Consider the following 22016-nt stretch of genomic DNA (forward strand, 5'->3'; position numbering starts at 1 on the left):
GATCGGGCGCGATTGTTGAATAAGCTTCACTTTTCTTGTTCAACTAACGGAGGCTTTACTTGAAGATCATTGAGTTGCATATGCAGCTCTTTTTTACTTATTGAACTAACGGTGCAGGTTCGTTAGACAAGGATTGGATATATTCGGTAAAATCAATACAAGAAATTGAAATGTAATTGATGATAAAGTGGAAAAAGAGTTTTTACTTTTTTGACCAATCAAAAATTTAGGGGTGATTAGTGATGACACTTAAATGGTTGTGGATATTGGTTATTGCGTTTTGCGTACTAGAATGGATTTCAATCCCATTCATAAATGTATTTACAGTAAAACTGTATCAATTAGTTGATGGTGTATTAATAATTACTTTTATTATTTATCCATTATTTTACTTGACTTCTCTTTTATTATTACAAAAGGGGAATAAAAAAATTGGTGCAGTAATTTTGCTTATCCCACTAATTGTGTACGCCCCTTTGTTAATAAGTCTTCAAACGTTGCTTAAATAATGTATTACTAATTGTAGTTGGTCCATATTTAACCTAACATTTAATACTTAGGTTGTTTTCGTATAGATTGTTGCTTATACGAATTTGATAAATGTCGAATATAATGCAGGTTCAAGGAAGCGTTTGATATTGTAGAGATATGTTTATGAAGTGGTTATGGAAATAAAGAATGCAGACCAAAAAACCTTATTTAAGACACTAGAACAAGGTCTCTATCTAAAAGAAGTAATTAAAAAGTCGAATTGCAGATATAAAAGAAGTAACGGCTGAAATATCATACCAATACCGATCATCATCAACGTCTTATTATTCTCTCTTAATGGCATATTTATATTAGTTTTCAGTTCCGTTAAATACAGCCATTAGATCTTTCTTCGGTCAAGAAAGCAACAATCTTTAAGAAAAGAGCCAATAATCAAAACGACTCCTATTATAGAAGTCGTTTTTTTATAAATAAACTATTTTATCTATCTCCTGTTTTACATTCTATTTAAACCGGACTAAAAAGACTTCCAGGCATTGATATTTCAATTTTTCTTTCAGATTAGAATAATCATTATTAAAGTAACGGGGTGCTTTCCTTGAAGATCAAAGAGCTGTTTTAGACAGCTCTTTTTCCTTATTGTACTTGCGGAGCAGGTTAGTTGAATATAAATTTATTTTACAAATAGATATAAGGGACCGTACGTTCGTGTTATAATTTATCTGATTATACTGGCAAGGGGGATAATTGTGAAATTAGAGCGCATCCACATTGAAGAACGAATGAAACATTATAATGTACAAGGTCTAAGTATCACATTGCTTGAGGGTGGTGAAATTAGTGGAACAGAAAATTACGGCTTATTAGAAGTGGAAAGCGATAGAAAAGTGAATGAAAATTCTATTTTTAGTGCGTGTTCAATTAGCAAGTTCTTAACAGGAATACTTGCTATGAAGCTAGTAGAGGAAGGACTTCTTGATTTAGATGATGATGTGAATGAAAGTCTTGTATCGTGGAAAGTACCAGAAAATGATTTTACTAAAAATAAAAAAGTGACATTAAGGAACTTACTAAGTCATCAATCTGGAATTAAAGACCCTGAAGGTAGTTATTATGAACTGAACTCGAAAATAGGGATTCCTTCGATGGTTGAATTATTAGAGGGGCAAACTCCATATTGTAAAACTCCTATTGACGTCAAGTGTGAACCAGAAAGTGAATTCCATTATTCGGATGCGGGTTATTGTATCATTCAGCAACTGATAGAAGATGGTACTGAAAAACCGTTTCATAAAGTTATGAATGAGCAAATATTTGAACCATTAGGAATGGCAAATAGCCAATTCAATACACCAATGTTGGAAGTGGATAGACAAAATTTTTCTTGTGGTCACAACAAAAACGGTAAATTAGTAGATGGGAAATATCCTATATATCCCTATCCAGCGGCTTCTGGATTATGGACAACTTCTCTTAATTTAGCTGAATTAGTTCTTGAGTTAATGAATGCTGTAAAGGGAGAAAGCAAGGTTGGTATTTCGGAAAGTTTAGCAAAAGAAATGATAACCTCACAAAGAGGTAAAAGTTGGACTGGATTAGGTGTGTTTCTTGAAGGCTCAGAAAAAGAAATAGAAATTACATCACTTGGTTGGGGAGTGGGTTTTCAATGTATGATGGTAGCGTTTCCGTATTTAGAGAAAGGTGCGGTCATAATGACGAATGCAGAATTAGGTGTTCATCAAATGGAAGGTATTATAGGAGAAATATATAAATCTCTTTTATCTTAAAAAGTGTTGAGGGAGGAGAAATATGCAGATAGCCTTAGCAAATCCAGCTCATATATCTGAAGTTGTATCGTTCTTCAATGAAAATTTAGAACGCAATAACAGTGCTGTCTATTCTGAAGAGTTTTTATGTCCTCTTGGAGTTAAAGCAGCCATAAGAAGAAATCAAATGATAGTGGCAACAGTAGAAGGTCAAGTAGTGGGGGCATTTCGGTTTTACCGAAAAAAAACACAAAACAAAATTTCTTTGTATCAATTTGCGATAAGCGAGATTTATCGTGGTCAAGGGTTGTTAAAAAAGATGTTTAAAACGATAAATGATTTACCTATTGTTGCACTATGTCCGACTGATTCCGATTTTAATGAATATTATTATAAAACAGGTTGGAATTTACAAGAACAGAGTGACGAGTTCAATATCTGGGTTTTTAGTAACCCTAATTAAGTTTTGTGAACTTCTTCACTTAAAGTAACGGGTGCTTCGTATTATAAGGTCAACCAGTTTTTTTTACTGGTGGACCTTATTTTTATAGGAATTAATATATCAGTAGCCAGGGTAGGACGTACGGGTGCGTGGGACAATGATCCCGTCAGCTAAACTGTCCATCCCCTACTAGTAGAAATATGTTTGAGGCTGGTTGGGACTTAGATCTCGTATAACAAGCGAAGCTATAATACTACTTGGAGGAAATAGGGGTTACTGGTAAATACGTAAGAGGAGGAGAAAGAATAAACCCAGTTGTGGGTATAGATGTAGCTAAAGGAGAGAGTGAAGTTCAGGCTTTTTTAGATAAAGGACAGCCATATTTTTTTATTGTGGAAATAATAATGTAAAGCATATAATTTAATTGGGTGATTAAAAGTGACTATACAACATAAAAAGATAATCGATTTCTATAATAGGCGTATACTATTCAATAAATATCAACGTAAAAATACACCAAGCGTAATCTTTATTGCAGGGTTAGGCGATAGCCATGAAACATGGAAAAAGGTCCAAGACCGAATATCGGATGAAACGTCAACCTTGTCCTATGACAGAGCGGGTATTGACAGGAGTCAAGACGTAGCAGTCCCGCGAACTTGCTGTGATCTTGTCGAGGAGCTCTCCGAATTGTTGCAAGCGCTTGACGTAGAGAAGCCCTATATATTGGTAGGACATTCCTTTGGTGGGTTGGTCGCCAGATTGTATACCAGTCTTTATCCGCTGGATATCTGTGGTTTGGTTTTGGTTGACGCTGCACCGGAATATAAAGAGCTTGCCTATGAAAAGGCTCTACCAGAAAATTTACTTGCAGGAAATAGGGAATATTTCGAGAATCCTATGTTGAATAGTGAGAATATTGATAAAATACAGAGTTATAAGCAAATTGTTGATCATTCAAGACAAAGTGATATCCCTCTCTCAATTATTACAAGAGGTTTACCCGATAATGTTGAAGATGGATGGCCCTCTCAAGAAATATTAGAAATTGAACAAAGTCTACAAGCAGAATTCCAATGGCTGTCAACGTCAAGTAAGTTCCGGATTGCTAATCGTAGTGGACATTATATACATCATGATGAGCCTGATATTGTGATAGAAGAGATTTTATTAATGTTAAAGGGGATGGGAAAGTGAACGATATACGGTTGAAATTTATGGCGGATTTGAAAAGAATTGAGGAGGAATAATACCAACTTCGTTAAAGTGAGCAGATGAGGAAATTGTACCCCAATAAATAATCTAATAATTTCATATACCCTTATTCATTTAACGGGGGCGTTTGTTTAGTAAGAGACAGCGATTGCTGTCTCTTTTTTATGGTCTATGTAACAATGTTTACTACCCTAGCCTAATAGACTAATTATCCTCTATTCCTATAACCTTATATAACCAAAAGATCGTACTTTTTTATTTTTCCTGTATTTATGGTGAAAAATCGCATTGATTAAAGTCTCGGTATAGTCTATTGGGTAGGGAATTGCGACTAATAAATCCAAACTTATTTAAACCTTCCTATGATTGCTTTCTCTGAAAAACTGTAAGATATAATATCATGCAGAGAATAAGTATTGTCCCAATAAATTGAAAACCTCCAAAGGCAATTTTAAGCCAAAACACACTTGTTATAACAGCTGTTAGAGGCTCCAGACTACCAAGTAAACTAGTCTCTTTAGGCGATAAATAATGCAAACTGGCAATATAAAACCAAAATGCTAGCATTGTCCCGAAAATAACGATAAACAGAAAATATGCGATTGTTGACAATGCCCAGTTTGACATGTCAATTTGCCAAGGTTGATGGAAAAAGCTCATCACAATCCCACCAATAAGCATTGACCAGCCTACAACTAACAATGAGTGAAACTGCTGTAAGAGTGGAACGGCATATAACGTATAAAAAGCAGCCGAAAGACCAGATAATATCCCCCAAAATACGGCTGTTGCCGGAACAGAAAGTGTAGACAACGAGCCATTTGTTAGTAATAAAAAAGTACCAACAAGTGTCAAAGTTACAGCGATTCCATCCTGTCTTGTCAATTGACTGTGCTTCGTTATTAAATAATAGGCCATGATAAAAAGCGGTGATAAATATTGCAATAAAGTCGCAACCGCCGAGTTACCTATAGCAATCGACATCATATAAGTATACTGAACTGCTAGCATTCCTACTAAACTAAATAAAATTTGTCTAAAGGCATTTTGCTTTGTCCGCCACATCACAAAAATAGACTCTTTACGATGTGTAATTTTATAGGCAGTAATGAGCAATAGGCCAGCTAAAAGAAGACGACTGGAAACGAGCCAGCCAACCTCTATATGTTCCTGCTGAAAAAGCTTTTGAGCGACGGTACCACCAATACCCCAAAAACTTGCTCCTAGAATTACAAGTATAAAACCAAGCGTACGATTTTTCTGTTCTAATTGATTCATCTTAAAATATCTCCTAAACTATCAATATAAAACAATAATATAAAATATTAAGCAGAATAAATATCGATTTATACGGTGAAAAATATCAATATATTGAGGAGGTCTAAGTAGTGACGTTAACACATATTAAAATTGCGAAGGATTTACAAGAACTAACGTTACATGGGACGAAGGAATTTCCAGTGGCACTATATGAGACGGTTTTGCGATTAGATAGTTTGGATTTTTTACCGTTACATTGGCATAAGGAAATTCAATTTGTCTATGTGAAAAGTGGTCGTGTGGAATATCGTGTAGGAGCAGATGTTTTTGTACTTGAGGTAGGGGAGGGACTATTTGTCAATGCATCAAGTTTACATGAAGCTAAGCCTTTTCAAGTAGAGAGGGCTACAATCTTATGTATTAACGTGGACCCGTTGCTATTAGGCGGACATAAGGACAGTATTTTTGCCACAAAATATGTACTACCGTATATAACGAACAATAGACTGCCTTATGTAAAGCTTTCTGGCCAATTGGCGCAAAAAGTAGACATCGTAGCAAAATTACTACAAGAGCATGCCGTTTTTTATGAGCTAAAGGTATGGAGAGAGCTTTTAGTCATTTGGGAAACTATTTTGTCACAATCAATGCTAACAGAAGAAATACTGGATCCAGCAATTATTGTCCAGCATGAACGAGCGAAGGATATGCTTGATTATTTACATGCTCATTATCAGGAAAAGATATCTTTAGAAAATCTAGCTGCACACGTTTTTTTAAGCCGTGCAGAATGTAGTCGCTTTTTTAAAAAAATGGTCGGCATCACACCATTTACATATTTACTACACTATCGACTTCGCAAAAGTATGGAACTATTACGTGATAGTGAACAATCCATCACTACAATTGCTACAACTACAGGCTTTAGTACAGTAAGTTACTATATTGAAAAATTTAAGACATATACAGGATACTCCCCACATGTTTATCGTAAACAGTTTTTTGATAAAGGATAGCTTTGAAGTGGCAAAGAATCGAATACCTGCGCATGCAATGGATCACTTCATCTTTATCTAATGAAATAGGGGTGTCTGCTTATTTGTAATTGAATAATAGTGAATAGAATAAACTTGGAGGTGGCTCAATGAAAAAATCGATGTTCCAGATTTTATTCGGCATTCTATTTTTACTTTCTGCTTGTTCTATTGCAAAAACGCAAACACTAGAAGAATTTTATAGGGATGCAAAAATTGAAAAAGTAGATAAAGTGATCATTCAAGATGGTTCAACTGGTTATTCTAAAGCGATCACAAAGCAAGAACAAATTGGTGAATTGCTAAATTTGATTAAAGATATAAAATTTACTCCACAAGAAAATCAAGAAGAACGAACAGGCTGGCTCTATGGTATTGTTCTTTTTGATGGCGATAAAGAATTTAAATTTACGCTAACTGAGCTAGACAATACCTATTACGACTCAAATCCAGATATTTATCCAATTGTAGAGAACCATTACAAACAATTAGATATTATGGAAAAATAAGGACGGCTAAAGACTTCTTATTTTGGAGGTCTTTTATTTTGCCATTCTTAATGTCGTAATTTGATTTTTGAAACGCTGAAATAAGCATTTGCCGCTAGTTTGTTAAGAAATGTGAAAAATTATTGAAAATTAAAAGATTAGCTCCCGCACTTTATCGCTGAGGTGGTTGACAATAATAACCATATAAAATAAAGTAAAGTTAATAGTAAAGGTAACTTTACTATTAACTTTACTTAAAGGATTGAATGAGTTATGGCGAAGGATGAAGAACTTATTTATAAGCTTGTGGAGGAAATAAATGAAGCTATTTATTCGATGGATAGTCATTTCATAAAGTTACATCAAAATTTAATGAGTGATGAACTATCTCCGAAACAAATAATTTTATTAGATTTTATTAACAAAAATAGGAAAGTGACGATAGGACAAATTGCAAGTTATATGAATATAACTTCTAGTGCCGTCGGACAGTTAGTTAGTAAGCTTGAAGAACAGCACTATGTATCTCGGAGCATTAATCCGGAAAATAGACGTGAAATATTTGTGAGTCTTGATACTTCAGGCATTACGTATTTTGAAAGAGAAGACGAAATAAAACGATTTATTATCTCGAGATATTATTCGAAGCTTGAGTTAAGTGAGATCGTGCAATTAAAAGAGGTTGTTCAGAAGTTAAACCAAATTGTATTAAAGGAAGGCGTTATACAAGAAATAAATGATAAGGGAGAGATTTAGCATGATTGCATTAAAGAAAAAGCAAAATATATGGCTAGCATTTTTGTTAGTCGTACTTGCCAGCAATTACACGCTTTATAACACTGGGCTTGGCGCATCCATTTTACCACTTGAAACAAATGGCGTTGTTATGGGCTCATTAATTGATTTAGTCTTAATTATACCTGCTTTATTTTTGCTCTATAAACGAAAGTTTTCTATAAAACAAGCGGTACTTTTAGCAGCTGCTGGTTGTATTGCAGCCCGTTTTATTATTCCTATAGAACATCTACAGCCATTTGTTGCGGTGACATGGGCTGGGTTTGCCATTGAAGGTACACTTATTCTATTAGAAATTTTACTAGTCGCAACTCTTGTTCGCTACATGCCAAGAATTCTGGCGGATGTACGATCTACTACTTTACCAGATTTGTTTTCATTTCCAAAAGCAGTTGAAAATCATGCACCGAAGCATCTTATTATCCAAATGCTTTGCACAGACTTTTTAGTGTTTTACTACGCTTTAGCAAGCTGGAAGAGAAAAGAGCACTCTGGCTTAACCTTGCATAAAAATTCGAGCTATATTGCCTTTATCATCATGCTAATCCATGGAATCGCCATTGAAACAATAGGGATTCATTGGTGGCTACATGAGAAATCACTTGTTCTTTCTATTCTATTGCTTATTTTAAATGTATACTCTGTCTTATTTTTTGTAGCCGATATGCAGGCCATTCGTTTAAATCCTGTTCATGTAACATCTGATAAATTGTATTTGTCATTAGGATTGATGAAACGAGCAGAAATTCGATTCGATCAAATTGAAGAGCTTATTGAGGATAAGGAACAATTGGAAGGAAAATTAGCCAAAGATACAATTGATTTTATAGCTCGTGATTTTGAAGCGGCATATCCACAGTTTATTTTGAAAATGAAGGAGCCTGTGGAAGTGACTTTTATGCTGGGGCTAAAAAAACGTTATAACAATGTAGCCATTAAAGCTGACCAAGTACAGGAATTTAGAAAAATGCTTCTACAAGGAATGGAAGATAATAGATAATAAACAACAGGTGTTAGCAAACTAAGCTCGCACCTGTTTCATTTGGACAATCAAAAAATAGAGGATGATATTTGTTAAAACACATACCATATATATAAAAGTTGATTGGAGTGGAGACTGGGCGACTCCTTGGGGATCAGCGTCACAGATGAGACCCTGGAGCGAGCAAAGCGAGTGAAGCGGCTCATCGGACGCCCCCAGGAAAGCGCTCAGTCGGAACGGAAATCAACCTCACGTTATGAGCCTTAATTTACAAGACTAATAATAAAAATAATAAGGATACACAATAACGGCAAATCTACAAATCCCTTAATTAATCGCCTGCTAGCTGCATGAATTTGTTCATTGGATACTTGAAAGATTGCCCAAATTTTGTGCTCTAAAATGTGCTGGATTACCGATTGCATCAATGACCGTAAAGTAAAATAAAGAATTCCAAGCATGATCATTTTCGCCCATGCTGGCACAATAATGATGAGCCCAATACCACTCAATAAAAAACGAAGATAGCCTAAGCGATATTGTTTTTGGCGGAGCATCGTTTTGCATACTAGCTCCTCTATAAAATAGTCGGAACGTCGAAACATACGCTTTGAATTTTTCCATAGTAAGCGAGGCTTTTTTAATGTCGGTACTAGCTCACTTCGAAGCTCAGGAGCAATCTGGAATAAAAGACTTTGCCATTTATAAAATGCTGCTTGATCGAGCTCCACTTGTTGATCAAAAAATTTAGTGCTATAGACATAATGTTTATTATAATAGCTTGTGCAATAGAAAAGAAGAATTAGATAAATAAGTGAAGTAATACTAATAGGTATATACAAAAAGCAAACTGTACCGAGAATACACAAAAAAATGTTACTTACTAGTTGCTGCCATTTACGAAGTTTAAATTGTAAAAGTACCTTCATAAAATTAGTCGTAAATAGTAGCAGTAGTAAAGAAAGTAATTCCAATACCGTTACATGATGAACGATTATTAAGGTGGGCGCTAATAGAGTAAGGCCAGAACTAAGTAAAATTAGGTGCTTACTTAATGTCCAATAAAGACCAGATTGTTTTAAGCGTATCATTTGTTTTCGGTTTTGAATTAAAAAAAGACGATCGGCTCGCTGCAAATAAGTACGAATAGTTTTAATACGTGTAATAATAAATAGCGGTACAATAAACAAAACTAGCGGTATATGTATGACCCAAGATGTGCTTATATTTAAGATAAAGTCTTTATAAAGGAAAAAGCCAATGACTAGAGCTGGTACAACAACATATAAGGCGACTGTCCAATCGATAACGCTTGCCAGTAGCTTAACATTTTGGGAGCGCTCTAATTTTCTTCGGTGCTGCACTAAATTAGTCATGGCGATTTTCCTCAAGCAGTGTGTCGAAAATATCAAGAAGAGATGCTTTGTCTTGTTTCACCGCTAAGCGTAACGATGCGAGTGTGCCTTGCTGTAAAATTCGACCATGATCAATCAAGATAAAACGATCACATATTTTTTCTGCCGTATCAAGTGCATGTGTACTCATTAAAATGGCGGCACCTTGCGCTTTTAATTCTTCTAAAATCGTTAAAAGCTTACGCATTGCCTGTGGATCCAGCCCCATAAATGGTTCATCTAAAATATAGGTAGAGTGTTTGTCAAGAAATGCTAAAATAAGCATTACTTTTTGTTGCATACCTTTGGAAAACGTTGTTGGATAATCGTGTAGCTTATGGCCCAATTGAAAAATTTCCAGTAATTCTTTTGCACGATTTGTTAAAGAATTCTCTTTACCAGCTACCCGCAAATAGAAATCTATATGCTCCCACAATGTAAAATACTCATACAAAATTGGTCTTTCAGGTACGTAGCCGTAAGTTCCTATCGTCACCTGACCATCCAAAATTGGTAGGACACCCATCATTGCCTGCAAGGTTGTGCTTTTGCCAGCCCCATTGGACCCGATTAATCCAACGAGCTCACCGCTATTTACTTGAAATTGAATGTTTGAAATAATGGCTTCGTCTTCTACATAGCCACCTTTATGTATATTAATATCTATTGTCATTCACTTCCTCTCCTAATTTATTTACGAATAGAAGAGGAAAATGTTTCAATTTTTTACATATTGCTTTTTGGGGAAAATAACATATGAGATGCTAGTTGACCCTTACAATTGCTCACCTATTTAATCTAGGTGAGCAACTGCATTTAATAAGTCTTCACTCACTGCATCCCAAAATTGTTGCTGTACAGCATCACAATACATATATAGTTCCTTATTTTGGACATGCTCATATAGCTCGGAAATTGCTTCTTTATGAAAAAGAAGTCGATGATTTAATGCCTCCCGTTCGTCCTCAATACAAAACGATTTATACATATCTGCGAGACGTTCAAGTTTTGCTAACTTTTGTTTCGTTCCCTCGTATTGTGTTTGATGAAAGCGTCCTACTGCTGTAGTCATTGTGATCTTTGCTCGATGTTCGGTATTTAATGTTCGCAATTCTTCTTGACGAATAGCTATTCGATACCAAAATTCATAGCGAATAGGTAAGTCTTTTAGCTCGTATGTGAGCAAGGATTTTAAAATAAAACTAACATGCTCATAAGTATCTATAACTTTCTCTGATTCTTTAAAAATACCAAACATACAGCCACCCCCGTTTAGTTAAATACTACGAACAAAGAGTAAAATCCTTTAAAATTTTGATAATACTTTGAAAATTAATGGAGTGATAAAAATCTCTGGATATTAAAAAAAATCCAGCTAAAATGCAAGGTTAAAAAATTAATGAAGGGTTGGTATGAATTTAGGTAGATTTGATTGCCCTGACGCCCCCTAGGAAAGCGCCTAGTCGTATCAAAAATCAACCTACGTATTAATTAATTTGTGAAAATATAAATTTGCCAACACTAGTTTTTACCTCAAGTTAAAAATCTAGTGCTTTTTGTTGAAGAAAAAAACTATTGAGTTATCGCAAAATTCTCTATTTTCCGCAAAGAAATGGGTTGTTTTTGAAGAAATATGGAAATAGCATTTACAAAATAAAAATAAATGTGTTAACTTAAAAAATGTAAATGGTTAACTTAAAGAGGGGGAGGTTAACGATGCAACATTTTTGGGTTGTTGGGACAGATACAGATGTCGGTAAAACAGTTATCACTACATTGCTGATGCGTGAATTACAAAAGTATGGTCTACAAGTCACACCTTATAAGCCCGTTCAAACTGGAGAAGTATGTGAGAATGGGCACTGCTATTACTACGATACAGCAATGTATGAAAAGTATTCATTACAAAGCCTAAAGCAAGGAAATTTAAATGGCTATTCGTTTAAGGAAGCTGCATCACCACATTTTGCTGCACAACTGGAGGGACAGCAAATTAATGTGGCGTATTTATTACAGCAAATTCAGTTGTTACAGCAAGCATACGATGCCGTGATTTGTGAAGGAGCAGGGGGACTTTTTGTCCCAATAGATCCATATGGAGAACATACACTGCTTGATGTAATCGTTCAAAGTAAGCTTCCTGTAGTTCTTGTCACACGGACAACACTAGGAACAATTAACCATACATTACTAACACTTGAGGCATTACATGCTCGTAATGTTGAGGTTCTTGGCCTTGTATTTAATGGAGATACAGGTAGTCAGATGGAACAAGATAATGTGAAAATGATTTTACAACGTCATAATTTGCCATATGCGACGATCCCAAAGCTTAGTGATATTTCACAGATAGTTGACTACTCGATTTCACACACATCTTTGTTTGAAAGGTTGGTCAAATATGAAACAATCATTAACTGAATTGCAGACGAGAGATTTACAGCATGTATGGCATCCATGCTCACAAATGAAGGACTATGAGCAATTTCCACCTGTTGTTATTAAAAAAGGACAAGGTGTATGGCTTTATGATGAACATAATAATCGCTATTTAGACGCCGTATCCTCTTGGTGGGTAAATTTATTTGGACATGCAAATCCACGTATAAGTCAAGCGTTAAGCGATCAAGCGTTTACATTAGAACATACGATTTTTGCGAATTTTTCACATGAACCTGCCATTAAGGTGGCAGAAAAATTAGTCGCCTTAACGCCAGACGGTTTGAGTAAAGTATTTTTTGCAGACAACGGCTCGTCAGCAATAGAAGTGGCTCTCAAAATGAGTTTTCAATATCATATGCAGACGGGAAAAACAACGAAAAAACGCTTTTTAGCTTTAACGGATGCTTATCATGGTGAAACACTCGGTGCTTTATCTGTTGGTGGGGTAGGGCTATATAACGAAGTGTATCAGCCACTGTTATTGGATACCGTTCGTGCACAAGGGCCAGATTGCTTCCGATGTCCTTTCGGAGAGAATCCTGAAAGCTGTCAAGCTCAATGTATTCAATTTGTTGAAGAGGAGCTTAGTCAGCATCATGAAGAAATTACAGCTGTTATTATTGAGCCACTCATTCAAGCAGCAGCTGGCATGAAAATGTATCCTCCAATATATTTGAAGCGATTACGAGCACTTTGTACAAAATACGATGTTCATTTTATCGCAGATGAAATTGCAGTAGGGTTTGGACGTACAGGTACATTATTTGCTTGTGAGCAAGCGGGTATTGCGCCAGATTTTATGTGCCTATCAAAAGGTTTAACCGGTGGCTATTTGCCACTATCCGCAGTTTTAACGACTGATGATGTATACAACGCTTTTTATGATGATTACGGTACAATGAAAGCTTTTTTACACTCCCATAGCTATTCGGGAAATACACTTGCTTGTCGTGTAGCCCTAGAAGTTTTGACAATGTTTGAAGAGGAACGTGTTATCGATATGATTCAAAACAAAGGTGAACGTATGCGAAAGCTAGCAATGAAGGCATTTGAAGAATTGCCGTTTGCCGGTGAATATCGACAGGTAGGACTAGTTGGTGCGATTGAATTAGTCGCTAATCGTGAAACAAAGGAGCCGCTTCCAAGTGAGGAACGTATCGGCTACCAAATATATAAACGTGCCTTAACAAAGGGCTTACTGATTCGTCCTCTTGGCAATATCTTATATTTCATGCCTCCATACATTATATCTGATGATGAAATGGATTTTATGATTGATACAACTAAAGAGACAATCATGCAATTTTTTGAGGAGCGGGAGGGAGTAAGTTGTTCAAACGACAATCAACATTGTCACTTGTGATGATAGCGATGTTTGCCGCTTTAACCGCAATCGGGGCATTTATTAAAATACCGCTACCAGTAGTGCCCTTTACATTACAAATTGTTTTTGTTATTTTAGCAGGTAGCTTGCTCGGTAGTCGTAATGGATTACAAAGTCAGCTTGTCTATATAGGGGTTGGTTTAGTTGGTTTGCCTGTTTTTACACAAGGTGGGGGTATCACCTATGTATTGCAACCAACGTTTGGCTTCCTGATTGGCTTTGCACTGGCTGCCTTAGTAATTGGTTTCATGATTGAAAGAGTGGATACGCCAACGAAAAAACATTTTATCGGTGCAAATATTGTCGGGCTTATTATTATTTATGGGGTGGCGGTTCCGTATTTATATGTATCTTTGAATTTCTGGTTACACGTGAAAACGAGCTGGTCACATATTTTCGTAGTTGGCTTTTTAAACAGCATTGTGGCTGATTTTTGCTTAGCGATAGCTTCTGCATTTTTGGCCGAGCGTCTTTACAAAGTATTTCATTCAGCAAGAACTTTTAAAATTTATCAAATAGAGAGGGAGAATGTCTAGATGAATTGGATACAGTTAGCAGAGGAAGTTATTGCAGGAAAAATCCTAAGCAATGAGGAGGCTCTTGCCATTTTACATAGTGAAGATGATGAGCTATTGAAGGTGATGGACGGTGCCTTTGCTATTCGTAAGCACTACTATGGGAAAAAAGTAAAATTAAATATGATTATGAATGCTAAGAGCGGTTATTGCCCAGAGGATTGTGGCTATTGTTCTCAGTCCTCTAAATCAACAGCACCGATTGAAAAATATCCATTCATTACGAAAGAGGAAATTTTAGCGGGGGCCAAACGTGCATTTGACAATAAAATTGGCACTTATTGCATCGTGGCAAGTGGTCGAGGGCCAACTCGAAAGGATGTCAATGTAGTTAGTGAAGCTGTTACGGAAATTAAAGAGAAGTATGGCTTAAAAGTTTGTGCTTGTCTTGGCTTATTAAAAGAAGAACAGGCACAGCAATTAAAAGAAGCGGGGGTGGATCGTTACAACCATAACTTAAATACATCCGAACGACATCACTCCTATATTACTACGTCCCATACGTATGAAGATCGTGTGAATACGGTTGAAATCGCGAAAAAGCATGGAATTTCACCTTGCTCAGGGGCCATTATTGGTATGAAGGAAACAAAAGAGGATGTCGTGAATATTGCACGTGCTCTTCATCAATTAGATGCGGATTCCATTCCGGTCAACTTCTTAAATGCGATTGATGGCACGAAACTAGAAGGGACTAAAGAATTAAATCCACGTTATTGCTTAAAAGTTTTAGCGTTATTCCGTTATATGAATCCAACAAAGGAAATTCGCATTTCTGGTGGTCGAGAAGTCAATCTTGGGTCACTTCAGCCAATAGGCTTATATGCAGCAAACAGTATCTTTGTTGGGGATTACTTAACAACTGAAGGACAGGAAGCAAACAGTGATTATCGTATGCTTGAGGATTTAGGCTTTGAAATTGAGTTATCAGAGAAGCAAGAAGCAGCATTCTGCTAAATATTAAAACCTTATGAAATAAAATCTACTACTACTTAATTATCATCAAAATGGGAAAGTCGTATGTGCGTCGTGGAAAAGGCGTACATACGGCTTTTTGTATTGAATGTAAAGGGAATGCGGCGCAGCGGTATGAAGATTGTTTTTATGCCTTGAAAAATCCGGTTTTCACAAATTGTTCAATGAAAGCGTTTTGAAATTGAACAGTTTGTGAAGGGCTTCACATAATACTTTATTTTTAAAAAAATTGGCGTAAAATAAGAATCAAGTAAGAAATTGTTATAAAACAGTTTGAAAAAAGTATCACAGTTTTCGGTGGTTGTTATATTACAAAAACAAATTGGAAGGGAGATTTTATTATGTGGGTTATTACAGTATTTGATAAAAAGGACGTTCGAATTTTTGAGTATACAAACAAAGATGAGGCAACACAAGCTTTAGCTAAATTTAAGAAAAATGCAGTTTTAACATATACAAAATAATTTCAGATTTGAACGAAGCACCCCTTTTCGACGCTATAGCGCACGAAGAGGGGTGCTTTTTCGTTATGCTGATTATCGTGTTAATGAACGAGAATTGAAATCGCACTGTATACTAATAAAAGAGCCATCACGATATTAAACGATTGACGATACTGTAGTAAAATTTTTTGAAAAGCTGAGCCAAATAGGGCCCAACTGAATGTACTCATTATACCGACCATCCCTAAAAATAAAGAAAAAAGCAAGTAGCTGACATAGGAAGAATAATAGGGAAGAATATAGGTGGCTACTACTGTAATGCCAAACAAAATACCTTTAGGGTTCACGAATTGTAAGAAGACGCCTACTATAAATAAGTTTCGTTTGTTTTCCTCTTCTTTATCACTATTATTCTCTTTGCTCGTTAGTATTTTAAAAGCCAAATATAACATATAGCCTACACCAAGAATGGTCAAAGGAAATTCGATCATTGGCATAATATTTGTAAGGACCCTATTAAATAAACAACTTAAGCCAGTAATCGTTAAAAAGCCAACCCCAACACCTAAACAAAATTGAAGCGTTCTTGCTAATCCATGTTTGTTTGCAAATGCCATTGCCATGATATTGTTAGGACCTGGGGTAAAGCTAGTAATTATTACAAATACTAAAAAGGAAACTAAAGGCATTTGTGGACCCCCTTTGAATTTGTTTGTTATAATGTCTGAAATAGACAATATAACGTCCGTCTTTTTATTATACATAATGGTCGTTATATTGTACATTTCGAAGAGGTGATATGTAATGGAAGAAATTCATCTTATTTTTGCAAGAAATTTAAAAATGATTCGAGAGAAAGAAAAATTAAGTTTGGAGAAAGTTTCTCAATTGTGCGGAGTAAGTAAAACGATGATAGGACAAATTGAAAGAGGAGAGTCCAGTCCAACTCTTACAACTATTTGGAAAATCGCGAATGGGTTAAAAGTTTCCTTTACTACTCTGATTAATAATCCTCAGCCTGATACCGAGATTATTGTTAGAGAAGATGTTCAAATGTTATTTGAGGACGATGGAAGGTATAGAGTGTATCCATATTTTCCTTTTCAAGAGGATAGCCGCTTTGAAATATACACGGTGGAAATTGAAAGAGAAGGGACATTAAGCGCTGAGGCTCATAAAGATGGTACAGAGGAATTTATCACCGTTTTTGATGGGGAACTAGTGATTTGTGTCAATGAAGACAAATTTCACTTAAAGAGTGGTGACTCCATTAGATTTAAAGCAGATCGTCCACACATCTACATGAATCCTGGTGAAACGTTAACACGATTAAGTATGACTATCTATTATCCAAACTAAATTTATAACTGGAATGTGTCTCCATTGGGCGAAGATGAACTTTATTTAAGGCTGTTTTCGTAAAGATTGTTGCTCTTCAATGAACGGGGCAGTTTAGTTCAATAAGAGGTACGATAATTAGTAATAATAGAACTAAATTATGAGGAAAACACGAGGATTAATTAATGAGTAAAAACGTTACTTTTTCAGTCTACAAAACAAGTGAAAGAAGCCGTCACTTTACAAGAATTAGGTATAGTAAGAAATGGACGATAAAGCGATAAAAAAAGCAGTAGAGGAATTTTTCCGAGATTGGCTTTGGAATAACGTTTCTTTGTCTTACATCATAGACGAAGACTAAAGCAAAAGTACTGACCTACTCTGTAACCAAAAGGAGAATTTACTTATTCTACTAATGGGGCTTTACTTAAAGATTATTGAGTTGCAAAGGCAGCTCCTTTTTCTTATTGAACTAACTGTGCAGTTTAGTGGAATAGACAGTCAATTCAATTGAGAAAAAAAGCGTGTTTTGATCAAACTTTTTTCAAAATACGCTTTTCTATTTGCTCTTTTATCAAGGTTTATTAAGTTAATTTAATCAAACTTTATTCCAGGGCTACACCATTGACTATCCTACAGGGTTTGCGTTTTGATAATCGTATAAGGATGTCAAAGATTTAGAGATTACTTGCAATTATCTTAAAGTTTTTGCACCAGAATATTTCTTTAGTACAGGTATAGGAACGTTTCCCTTTCCGATGATATCAATCAGCCTTGTTCCAAACCATTGGCAAATCAGGGCATACATGATCACTTTCCAATCGATTACGATACCGGCAACAAGTAATATCAAACTATTAATCCAAAATAATATGCTTCCGGGAGGTCGCTTTATAAAAGATGATATAATAAGAGCTAAAATATCCATTCCTCCTGAAGAAGCCCCCATTTTAAATAAAATTCCCACACTAAAACCGAATAAAAAGGCTCCAATTACTAAATCGACCCATACATTTCCAATTGGATGATGAATGTGTGGAGAAAGTGAATGAATAGTGAAGGCAGCTGCGCCGACACAAAACATTGTCCACACTGCGTTGCTTGTTCCAAGCCACTTGAAGGCTGCAATTACCATCACCGCATTTAATAACCAAATGCTCGTTGCATATGGCACATCCCACATGTAATTTAATAACACACCTATACCGGCAGCACCACCAGATGGAATGTAATGAGGAAATAAGAAAATAGACATAGCTGCTCCTTGAATGGCAGAGGCAAATGCAAGAATGATTGCTTTAAATAAATGTTGCGACATAACTACTACATCTCCTTGTATGTATCACAGTATTTCTCTTTTGTTTTACATTATATTAGTTCAATCATTAAGTGAAATATAGATTAGTGATAGTTATAATTAGAAATATTTATGATTAGAAAATGTTCATTACAGATCAAGATGCTAAATTTTTAAGTCACTATCTCCAACGGATAGCAACCAAGAAAAAAATATTCAGGATGATTATAAAAGGATTGGATTGATAGGAGGGTATTGTGTGATTCTGGTGCAAAGATAAAGAAAAATTAACTATTTCGATTAAACTGTTTGAAATTCCGATAATCGTAAACTATCATAAGTATCCGTCATTTCAAATACGAACGATGTAAGTAAGAATTCTTATTATTATGTTTCGTGCTTTCATTGCTTCGACTGTCTACGACCAAGAACCACGTAAGATAGTTGTCGAGATTTTTGTAGCCACACCTTTAAAACGGTCAATCCGCAGCTTCTGTACATAGATAATATAGTTGTTTAATTTATAATAAAGTCGTTTAAAAAACGCCAGTCATGTTATTCAACTAAAGGGGGGCTTTACTTGAAGATCTAATGTGGTACCCAAGTCAAGGACAAACTAAAAAAGAGATTAAGCAGCTAAGAGATGGTTTCTGTATTGCACAGGAGCCATCCTTTTTAGATTCCATTGATAACGATAATTATTGTAATAGACCATGTAGTGATTGATTTTCGCTTTTAGTTCCTCAAGTATCTTCAAGGAGCTAAAGTCTACTTCGTCTTTAAAATGACCGAAAAACGATTCCTGTGGCGCATTGTCCCAACAGTTTCCTCGGCGTGACATCGATTGACCTAAGCCATGTTTTTTAAGAGCGTTTGATAGCGTGGACTTGTATAGTGAACCCCTTGATCTGAATGGATAAAGACCTCTTGATGAAGATGAACGCGCTTATTACGGATCAATTTTTCAATCGTTTCCGTAGCGATTTCGAGCATGATTCGGTCTGAGACATGGTACGCTAAAATTTCGTTCGTCGAGGCATTTTTTATCGTCGACAAATAAGCCATACACTTTCCGATATATGGCACATAGCTGATGTCTGTTAATAATACTTTCCCAGGGATACCTTGCTTAAATTCACGATTTAATTTATTTGGCACAGCACGATGTTCCTTCGTTGCTTTCGCCATTTGTTTATATGAATTCGGTTTACGATGAGGGCAGACAATCCAGTACTTGCGCATAATACGCTGGATTTTTTTACGGCTCATCACTCGCCTGTAAATAGCTATAATAGCCTGAGCGAGAAACCTTTAAGAGGTCACAAAAATTCGTCACCATCCGTTTAAATGGAAACTGAGTGAGCGTATCTGAGATGAGTTGAAAGACCTTATTTGTGCTTAGTTTTTGGCTGTCGTTTAGCAGCCTCCTTTCTGTCGCTTCGAGCTTTTTTAGTAAATCTACTTGCACCTCCAATAGTTGAATGCGTGCAACTTGTCTTTCAATGACTTCTGCCGCTGTTAATTCGCGTTTAATCGGTCTACCTGATCCAGATTTGCGGGTATCCGTTAAGCCAATTAAGCCGTTCTTTTCATATGCTTTACGCCAACGAAATGCTGATTGTTCAATACGTTTGATCCCGATTATCTCTTCATCAAAGCCATATTCCTTAAAAATTTGTCTCGGTGTTTTCCCTGCGAAGTATTCATCAATAAATTGACTCTTAAATGTATATGTATAGGTAATCGTCGTTCGCTAACCTGTTGTACGTTTGGATTTTTTTGAAGTTGTAGTACCTGTTTTGGTGAAAATAAAATTTTACTCATAGTAGCCTCTAGTTCGTTCTTTAATCTTGAAAGTCTAGTATATAAAAAATACCTGCAGTTAGCACACTCTTTTTTTCTTATTTAACCCCCATGAAAGAACGTAATAATCTTTCATTTTCTGTGGTGTAGTGTTGATTTTTGCACTTCATGGATGGCTAACGGGGGCTTTAGTTTAATAAGAATAGGACTTTCGTTTATGATTGAATTTCATGTATGCAAGTCCTATTCTTATGATTCCTAAATCATCACAAAGCCACCCTACATGCCTCACATGACAACACATTGAAGCAGTCAATAAATGGTCATGAACCCCCTCAATATAAAAAAGACCAATAGAGTACTAAATTAAGTAACTGAAAAACGGTCCCCAAGTTGCCTTCATTCGTATTGTTTGATTAGTTCCTGTAACTTGCTTTTTATTTGTTCCCGCACTACCTGGGGATGTTTTACGTTGGCCTCCATGCCTAAGCCCAGGAAAAAATGGACGATCCATGGTGTAAACGAAGTGTTCACTTTTGTACGAATCGTACCAAATCCATCCTCTCGCAGTTTAAGCCACTGGGATAACCATACTTCTGATTGACATCGTCTTACTCCCTCTGGTGTTAAATCTACCTCAAGGTCTAACATATTATCCTCATTTGTTGGCATTATCCACGACTTTATGTGCTCATTCGTCATGTTCAATTTCAAACTTTGGTCTGCGTCTAAAGAAAAATCCTTCACTCTATCTACACGAAACACTCGATAATCCTCTGCTAAGAAACAATAGGCCTGGCAGTACCATAACCCATTCATCGTATAAATTCCGAGAGGTTGAATTACTCTACTTTTGCTAGTAGAAGCTTCATACAGGATAGTGACGACATGTTGCTCCAGTGCAGCTTCAAGTAGTTCCTTTAAGAACGGAACATTTAACTCATGTGGAGGCACCCAAAATATAAGTCGTTGTTGCATACTTTCAATCTTTTTCTTTAGTTCACTCGACAAATAGTGGAAAAATTTATCTAATGCTGTATTCACTTCGTTTTTGAAGGGGAGTGCTTTGTAATTACGTAACGATTGGCAAGCAAAAAACAATGCGATTGCCTCATGTTCTGTAAAGCTGATTGGCGGTAACACTTTTTCACGCAAAACACGATAACCACCGCTGGGTCCAGTTTCGGAATAAAGCGGCACACCCAGTTCACTCAGCTCCATTAAATCGCGAATCATCGTTCGGCGTGAAACACCGCATTCTTCCGCCATCTCCTTAATGGTAAATTTCTTACGTTCATTGACCTTCATTATGAGCTGAATAAGTCTTTGCGCTTTGTGCATAAAATAGTCCTCCTCTATTAAAAAAATTATTAATAGTGCCAATAGTTGTCACTATTATCCCGTATATTAAAACTAGAAGTCAATATTTTTGAAGCTACGAGAATCTAGACTAGAAATACGTTGACTTCACCAATAAGAGGATGAAAGGTGACTGAAAAATGGAACCAGAAAATCAAAAATATGTAATGGAAATTGTTTTATTTGAGCTGAAGGAGGGGACTAGCAAGCATCGTTTTTGTCAGGCAGCTGCCGCACTTACCAAGGTCTTAAAATTTGAAATATCAGGATTTGAGGGGCGCACATTGCTACATACACTAGACGAAAGTCAATGGACGGACATCATATATTGGTGTGATATGGAAAAGGCATTGGCAGCGATGGAGCAACTCAAGTCTATACCAGAGTTTCAAAATTTTGTGTCGATGATTGATTCACGGGAGATTACGCTAAGACATCTGATCCCGACTAATTTGAACTTGTAGAGGTTTGTGAAGGTCAGTTAAGTGCCATCGCTCAATCAGGGTGGAACTGATACCTAACAGAAGGGAGA

General features: G+C 36.0%; 23 protein-coding genes and 2 pseudogenes. 16 read left to right on the top strand and 9 right to left on the bottom strand.

Going from position 1 to position 22016, the window contains the following annotated elements:
* Positions 1–242: 242 nt before the first annotated feature.
* The 5 genes from ACQKMI_RS12570 (at position 243) to ACQKMI_RS12590 (ending at position 3897) form a co-directional block, all read left to right on the top strand.
* Positions 243–509 carry a hypothetical protein gene (locus ACQKMI_RS12570; protein WP_427489351.1) on the top strand — a complete coding sequence of 89 codons (267 nt, stop codon included), beginning with the start codon at positions 243–245 and terminating at the stop codon, positions 507–509.
* Positions 510–1241: 732 nt separating this feature from the next.
* The gene (locus ACQKMI_RS12575) at positions 1242–2279 is read left to right on the top strand and encodes a serine hydrolase domain-containing protein (RefSeq protein WP_427489353.1); all 1038 of its coding nucleotides are present in this window, start codon (positions 1242–1244) and stop codon (positions 2277–2279) included.
* 22 nt (positions 2280–2301) lie between these two features.
* The gene (locus tag ACQKMI_RS12580) at positions 2302–2721 is read left to right on the top strand and encodes an N-acetyltransferase family protein (RefSeq protein WP_427489355.1); all 420 of its coding nucleotides are present in this window, start codon (positions 2302–2304) and stop codon (positions 2719–2721) included.
* Positions 2722–2957: 236 nt separating this feature from the next.
* Complete coding sequence (locus ACQKMI_RS12585; protein ID WP_427490135.1) at positions 2958–3110, top strand: hypothetical protein; 153 nt, start codon at positions 2958–2960, stop codon at positions 3108–3110.
* Positions 3111–3138: 28 nt separating this feature from the next.
* Entirely contained in the window at positions 3139–3897 is a 759-nt protein-coding gene (locus ACQKMI_RS12590; RefSeq protein WP_427489357.1) for an alpha/beta fold hydrolase, read from the top strand.
* 378 nt (positions 3898–4275) lie between these two features.
* Here ACQKMI_RS12590 and ACQKMI_RS12595 read toward each other — a convergent pair whose 3' ends face one another.
* Positions 4276–5193, bottom strand: coding sequence for an EamA family transporter (locus tag ACQKMI_RS12595; RefSeq protein ID WP_427489359.1), 918 nt, complete (start codon positions 5191–5193; stop codon positions 4276–4278).
* A 110-nt stretch (positions 5194–5303) separates the two neighbouring features.
* Between ACQKMI_RS12595 and ACQKMI_RS12600 the strand changes: the two genes are divergently transcribed.
* The 4 genes from ACQKMI_RS12600 to ACQKMI_RS12615 all read left to right on the top strand — a co-directional run bounded on the left by ACQKMI_RS12600 (position 5304) and on the right by ACQKMI_RS12615 (position 8492).
* Positions 5304–6191: an AraC family transcriptional regulator gene (locus ACQKMI_RS12600; protein WP_427489361.1), complete on the top strand. Its 888-nt coding sequence runs from the start codon at positions 5304–5306 to the stop codon at positions 6189–6191.
* A gap of 128 nt (positions 6192–6319) precedes the next feature.
* Positions 6320–6718: a hypothetical protein gene (locus tag ACQKMI_RS12605; RefSeq protein WP_427489363.1), complete on the top strand. Its 399-nt coding sequence runs from the start codon at positions 6320–6322 to the stop codon at positions 6716–6718.
* A 252-nt stretch (positions 6719–6970) separates the two neighbouring features.
* Complete coding sequence (locus ACQKMI_RS12610) at positions 6971–7453, top strand: MarR family winged helix-turn-helix transcriptional regulator (RefSeq protein WP_427489365.1); 483 nt, start codon at positions 6971–6973, stop codon at positions 7451–7453.
* Position 7454: 1 nt separating this feature from the next.
* Positions 7455–8492, top strand: coding sequence for a beta-carotene 15,15'-monooxygenase (locus tag ACQKMI_RS12615; protein WP_427489367.1), 1038 nt, complete (start codon positions 7455–7457; stop codon positions 8490–8492).
* A gap of 245 nt (positions 8493–8737) precedes the next feature.
* Here ACQKMI_RS12615 and ACQKMI_RS12620 read toward each other — a convergent pair whose 3' ends face one another.
* The 3 genes from ACQKMI_RS12620 to ACQKMI_RS12630 all read right to left on the bottom strand — a co-directional run bounded on the left by ACQKMI_RS12620 (position 8738) and on the right by ACQKMI_RS12630 (position 11126).
* Positions 8738–9850, bottom strand: a complete 1113-nt coding sequence (locus ACQKMI_RS12620) for an ABC transporter permease (RefSeq protein WP_427489369.1) — start codon at positions 9848–9850, stop codon at positions 8738–8740.
* Positions 9843–10541, bottom strand: a complete 699-nt coding sequence (locus tag ACQKMI_RS12625) for an ABC transporter ATP-binding protein (RefSeq protein WP_427489371.1) — start codon at positions 10539–10541, stop codon at positions 9843–9845. Before ACQKMI_RS12625 ends, ACQKMI_RS12620 begins: the two co-directional genes overlap by 8 nt.
* Before the next feature lie 120 nt (positions 10542–10661).
* Positions 10662–11126, bottom strand: coding sequence for a hypothetical protein (locus ACQKMI_RS12630; protein WP_427489373.1), 465 nt, complete (start codon positions 11124–11126; stop codon positions 10662–10664).
* Between the two features lie 458 nt (positions 11127–11584).
* Between ACQKMI_RS12630 and bioD the strand changes: the two genes are divergently transcribed.
* From bioD to ACQKMI_RS12655, 5 genes are all read left to right on the top strand, one after another.
* Complete coding sequence (gene bioD, locus ACQKMI_RS12635) at positions 11585–12289, top strand: dethiobiotin synthase (RefSeq protein WP_427489375.1); 705 nt, start codon at positions 11585–11587, stop codon at positions 12287–12289.
* Positions 12270–13673 carry an adenosylmethionine--8-amino-7-oxononanoate transaminase gene (gene bioA / locus ACQKMI_RS12640; RefSeq protein WP_427489377.1) on the top strand — a complete coding sequence of 468 codons (1404 nt, stop codon included), beginning with the start codon at positions 12270–12272 and terminating at the stop codon, positions 13671–13673. The genes bioD and bioA overlap by 20 nt, the downstream gene beginning before the upstream one ends.
* Complete coding sequence (locus ACQKMI_RS12645; protein WP_427489379.1) at positions 13640–14230, top strand: biotin transporter BioY; 591 nt, start codon at positions 13640–13642, stop codon at positions 14228–14230. Before bioA ends, ACQKMI_RS12645 begins: the two co-directional genes overlap by 34 nt.
* Positions 14231–15226, top strand: coding sequence for a biotin synthase BioB (gene bioB / locus ACQKMI_RS12650; protein WP_427489381.1), 996 nt, complete (start codon positions 14231–14233; stop codon positions 15224–15226). It begins immediately after the preceding gene.
* 359 nt (positions 15227–15585) lie between these two features.
* The gene (locus ACQKMI_RS12655) at positions 15586–15708 is read left to right on the top strand and encodes a hypothetical protein (RefSeq protein ID WP_255350007.1); all 123 of its coding nucleotides are present in this window, start codon (positions 15586–15588) and stop codon (positions 15706–15708) included.
* An 80-nt stretch (positions 15709–15788) separates the two neighbouring features.
* On the opposite strand, the gene ACQKMI_RS12660 is transcribed toward ACQKMI_RS12655, so the two are convergent.
* The gene (locus ACQKMI_RS12660; protein WP_323646946.1) at positions 15789–16376 is read right to left on the bottom strand and encodes a LysE family transporter; all 588 of its coding nucleotides are present in this window, start codon (positions 16374–16376) and stop codon (positions 15789–15791) included.
* A 115-nt stretch (positions 16377–16491) separates the two neighbouring features.
* On the opposite strand from ACQKMI_RS12660, the gene ACQKMI_RS12665 reads away from it, so the two are divergent.
* A complete protein-coding gene (locus ACQKMI_RS12665; protein WP_427489383.1) occupies positions 16492–17046 on the top strand; it encodes a helix-turn-helix domain-containing protein in 555 nt (184 codons plus the stop codon).
* A gap of 673 nt (positions 17047–17719) precedes the next feature.
* Here ACQKMI_RS12665 and ACQKMI_RS12670 read toward each other — a convergent pair.
* The 4 genes and pseudogenes from ACQKMI_RS12670 to ACQKMI_RS12685 form a co-directional block, all read right to left on the bottom strand.
* Positions 17720–18343, bottom strand: a complete 624-nt coding sequence (locus ACQKMI_RS12670; protein WP_427489385.1) for a YitT family protein — start codon at positions 18341–18343, stop codon at positions 17720–17722.
* Between the two features lie 279 nt (positions 18344–18622).
* Positions 18623–18860 (bottom strand): annotated as a pseudogene (locus ACQKMI_RS12675) (IS1595 family transposase); the annotation flags it as partial.
* 90 nt (positions 18861–18950) lie between these two features.
* Positions 18951–20146: pseudogene (locus tag ACQKMI_RS12680) on the bottom strand (IS3 family transposase).
* A 378-nt stretch (positions 20147–20524) separates the two neighbouring features.
* Positions 20525–21466, bottom strand: coding sequence for a helix-turn-helix transcriptional regulator (locus tag ACQKMI_RS12685; protein ID WP_427489387.1), 942 nt, complete (start codon positions 21464–21466; stop codon positions 20525–20527).
* Positions 21467–21624: 158 nt separating this feature from the next.
* Here ACQKMI_RS12685 and ACQKMI_RS12690 point away from each other — a divergent pair, with 158 nt between their 5' ends.
* Positions 21625–21948, top strand: coding sequence for a hypothetical protein (locus ACQKMI_RS12690; RefSeq protein WP_427489389.1), 324 nt, complete (start codon positions 21625–21627; stop codon positions 21946–21948).
* Positions 21949–22016 lie beyond the last annotated feature (68 nt).

It is taken from the genome of Lysinibacillus sp. NPDC097214 (genome assembly GCF_050277945.1).
GTDB classification, from domain to species: Bacteria; Bacillota; Bacilli; order Bacillales_A; family Planococcaceae; genus Lysinibacillus; species Lysinibacillus xylanilyticus_B.

Bases quoted from the DNA above. Each gene is read 5' to 3' on its own strand.
- ACQKMI_RS12570 (WP_427489351.1), top strand. From the start codon at position 243: ATGACACTTAAATGGTTGTGGATATTGGTTATTGCGTTTTGCGTACTA.
- ACQKMI_RS12580 (WP_427489355.1), top strand. From the start codon at position 2,302: ATGCAGATAGCCTTAGCAAATCCAGCTCATATATCTGAAGTTGTATCG.
- ACQKMI_RS12595 (WP_427489359.1), bottom strand. From the start codon at position 5,193: ATGAATCAATTAGAACAGAAAAATCGTACGCTTGGTTTTATACTTGTA.
- ACQKMI_RS12605 (WP_427489363.1), top strand. From the start codon at position 6,320: ATGAAAAAATCGATGTTCCAGATTTTATTCGGCATTCTATTTTTACTT.
- ACQKMI_RS12610 (WP_427489365.1), top strand. From the start codon at position 6,971: ATGGCGAAGGATGAAGAACTTATTTATAAGCTTGTGGAGGAAATAAAT.
- ACQKMI_RS12615 (WP_427489367.1), top strand. From the start codon at position 7,455: ATGATTGCATTAAAGAAAAAGCAAAATATATGGCTAGCATTTTTGTTA.
- ACQKMI_RS12620 (WP_427489369.1), bottom strand. From the start codon at position 9,850: ATGACTAATTTAGTGCAGCACCGAAGAAAATTAGAGCGCTCCCAAAAT.
- ACQKMI_RS12625 (WP_427489371.1), bottom strand. From the start codon at position 10,541: ATGACAATAGATATTAATATACATAAAGGTGGCTATGTAGAAGACGAA.
- ACQKMI_RS12630 (WP_427489373.1), bottom strand. From the start codon at position 11,126: ATGTTTGGTATTTTTAAAGAATCAGAGAAAGTTATAGATACTTATGAG.
- bioD (WP_427489375.1), top strand. From the start codon at position 11,585: ATGCAACATTTTTGGGTTGTTGGGACAGATACAGATGTCGGTAAAACA.
- bioA (WP_427489377.1), top strand. From the start codon at position 12,270: ATGAAACAATCATTAACTGAATTGCAGACGAGAGATTTACAGCATGTA.
- bioB (WP_427489381.1), top strand. From the start codon at position 14,231: ATGAATTGGATACAGTTAGCAGAGGAAGTTATTGCAGGAAAAATCCTA.
- ACQKMI_RS12655 (WP_255350007.1), top strand. From the start codon at position 15,586: ATGTGGGTTATTACAGTATTTGATAAAAAGGACGTTCGAATTTTTGAG.
- ACQKMI_RS12660 (WP_323646946.1), bottom strand. From the start codon at position 16,376: ATGCCTTTAGTTTCCTTTTTAGTATTTGTAATAATTACTAGCTTTACC.
- ACQKMI_RS12665 (WP_427489383.1), top strand. From the start codon at position 16,492: ATGGAAGAAATTCATCTTATTTTTGCAAGAAATTTAAAAATGATTCGA.
- ACQKMI_RS12670 (WP_427489385.1), bottom strand. From the start codon at position 18,343: ATGTCGCAACATTTATTTAAAGCAATCATTCTTGCATTTGCCTCTGCC.
- ACQKMI_RS12685 (WP_427489387.1), bottom strand. From the start codon at position 21,466: ATGCACAAAGCGCAAAGACTTATTCAGCTCATAATGAAGGTCAATGAA.
- ACQKMI_RS12690 (WP_427489389.1), top strand. From the start codon at position 21,625: ATGGAACCAGAAAATCAAAAATATGTAATGGAAATTGTTTTATTTGAG.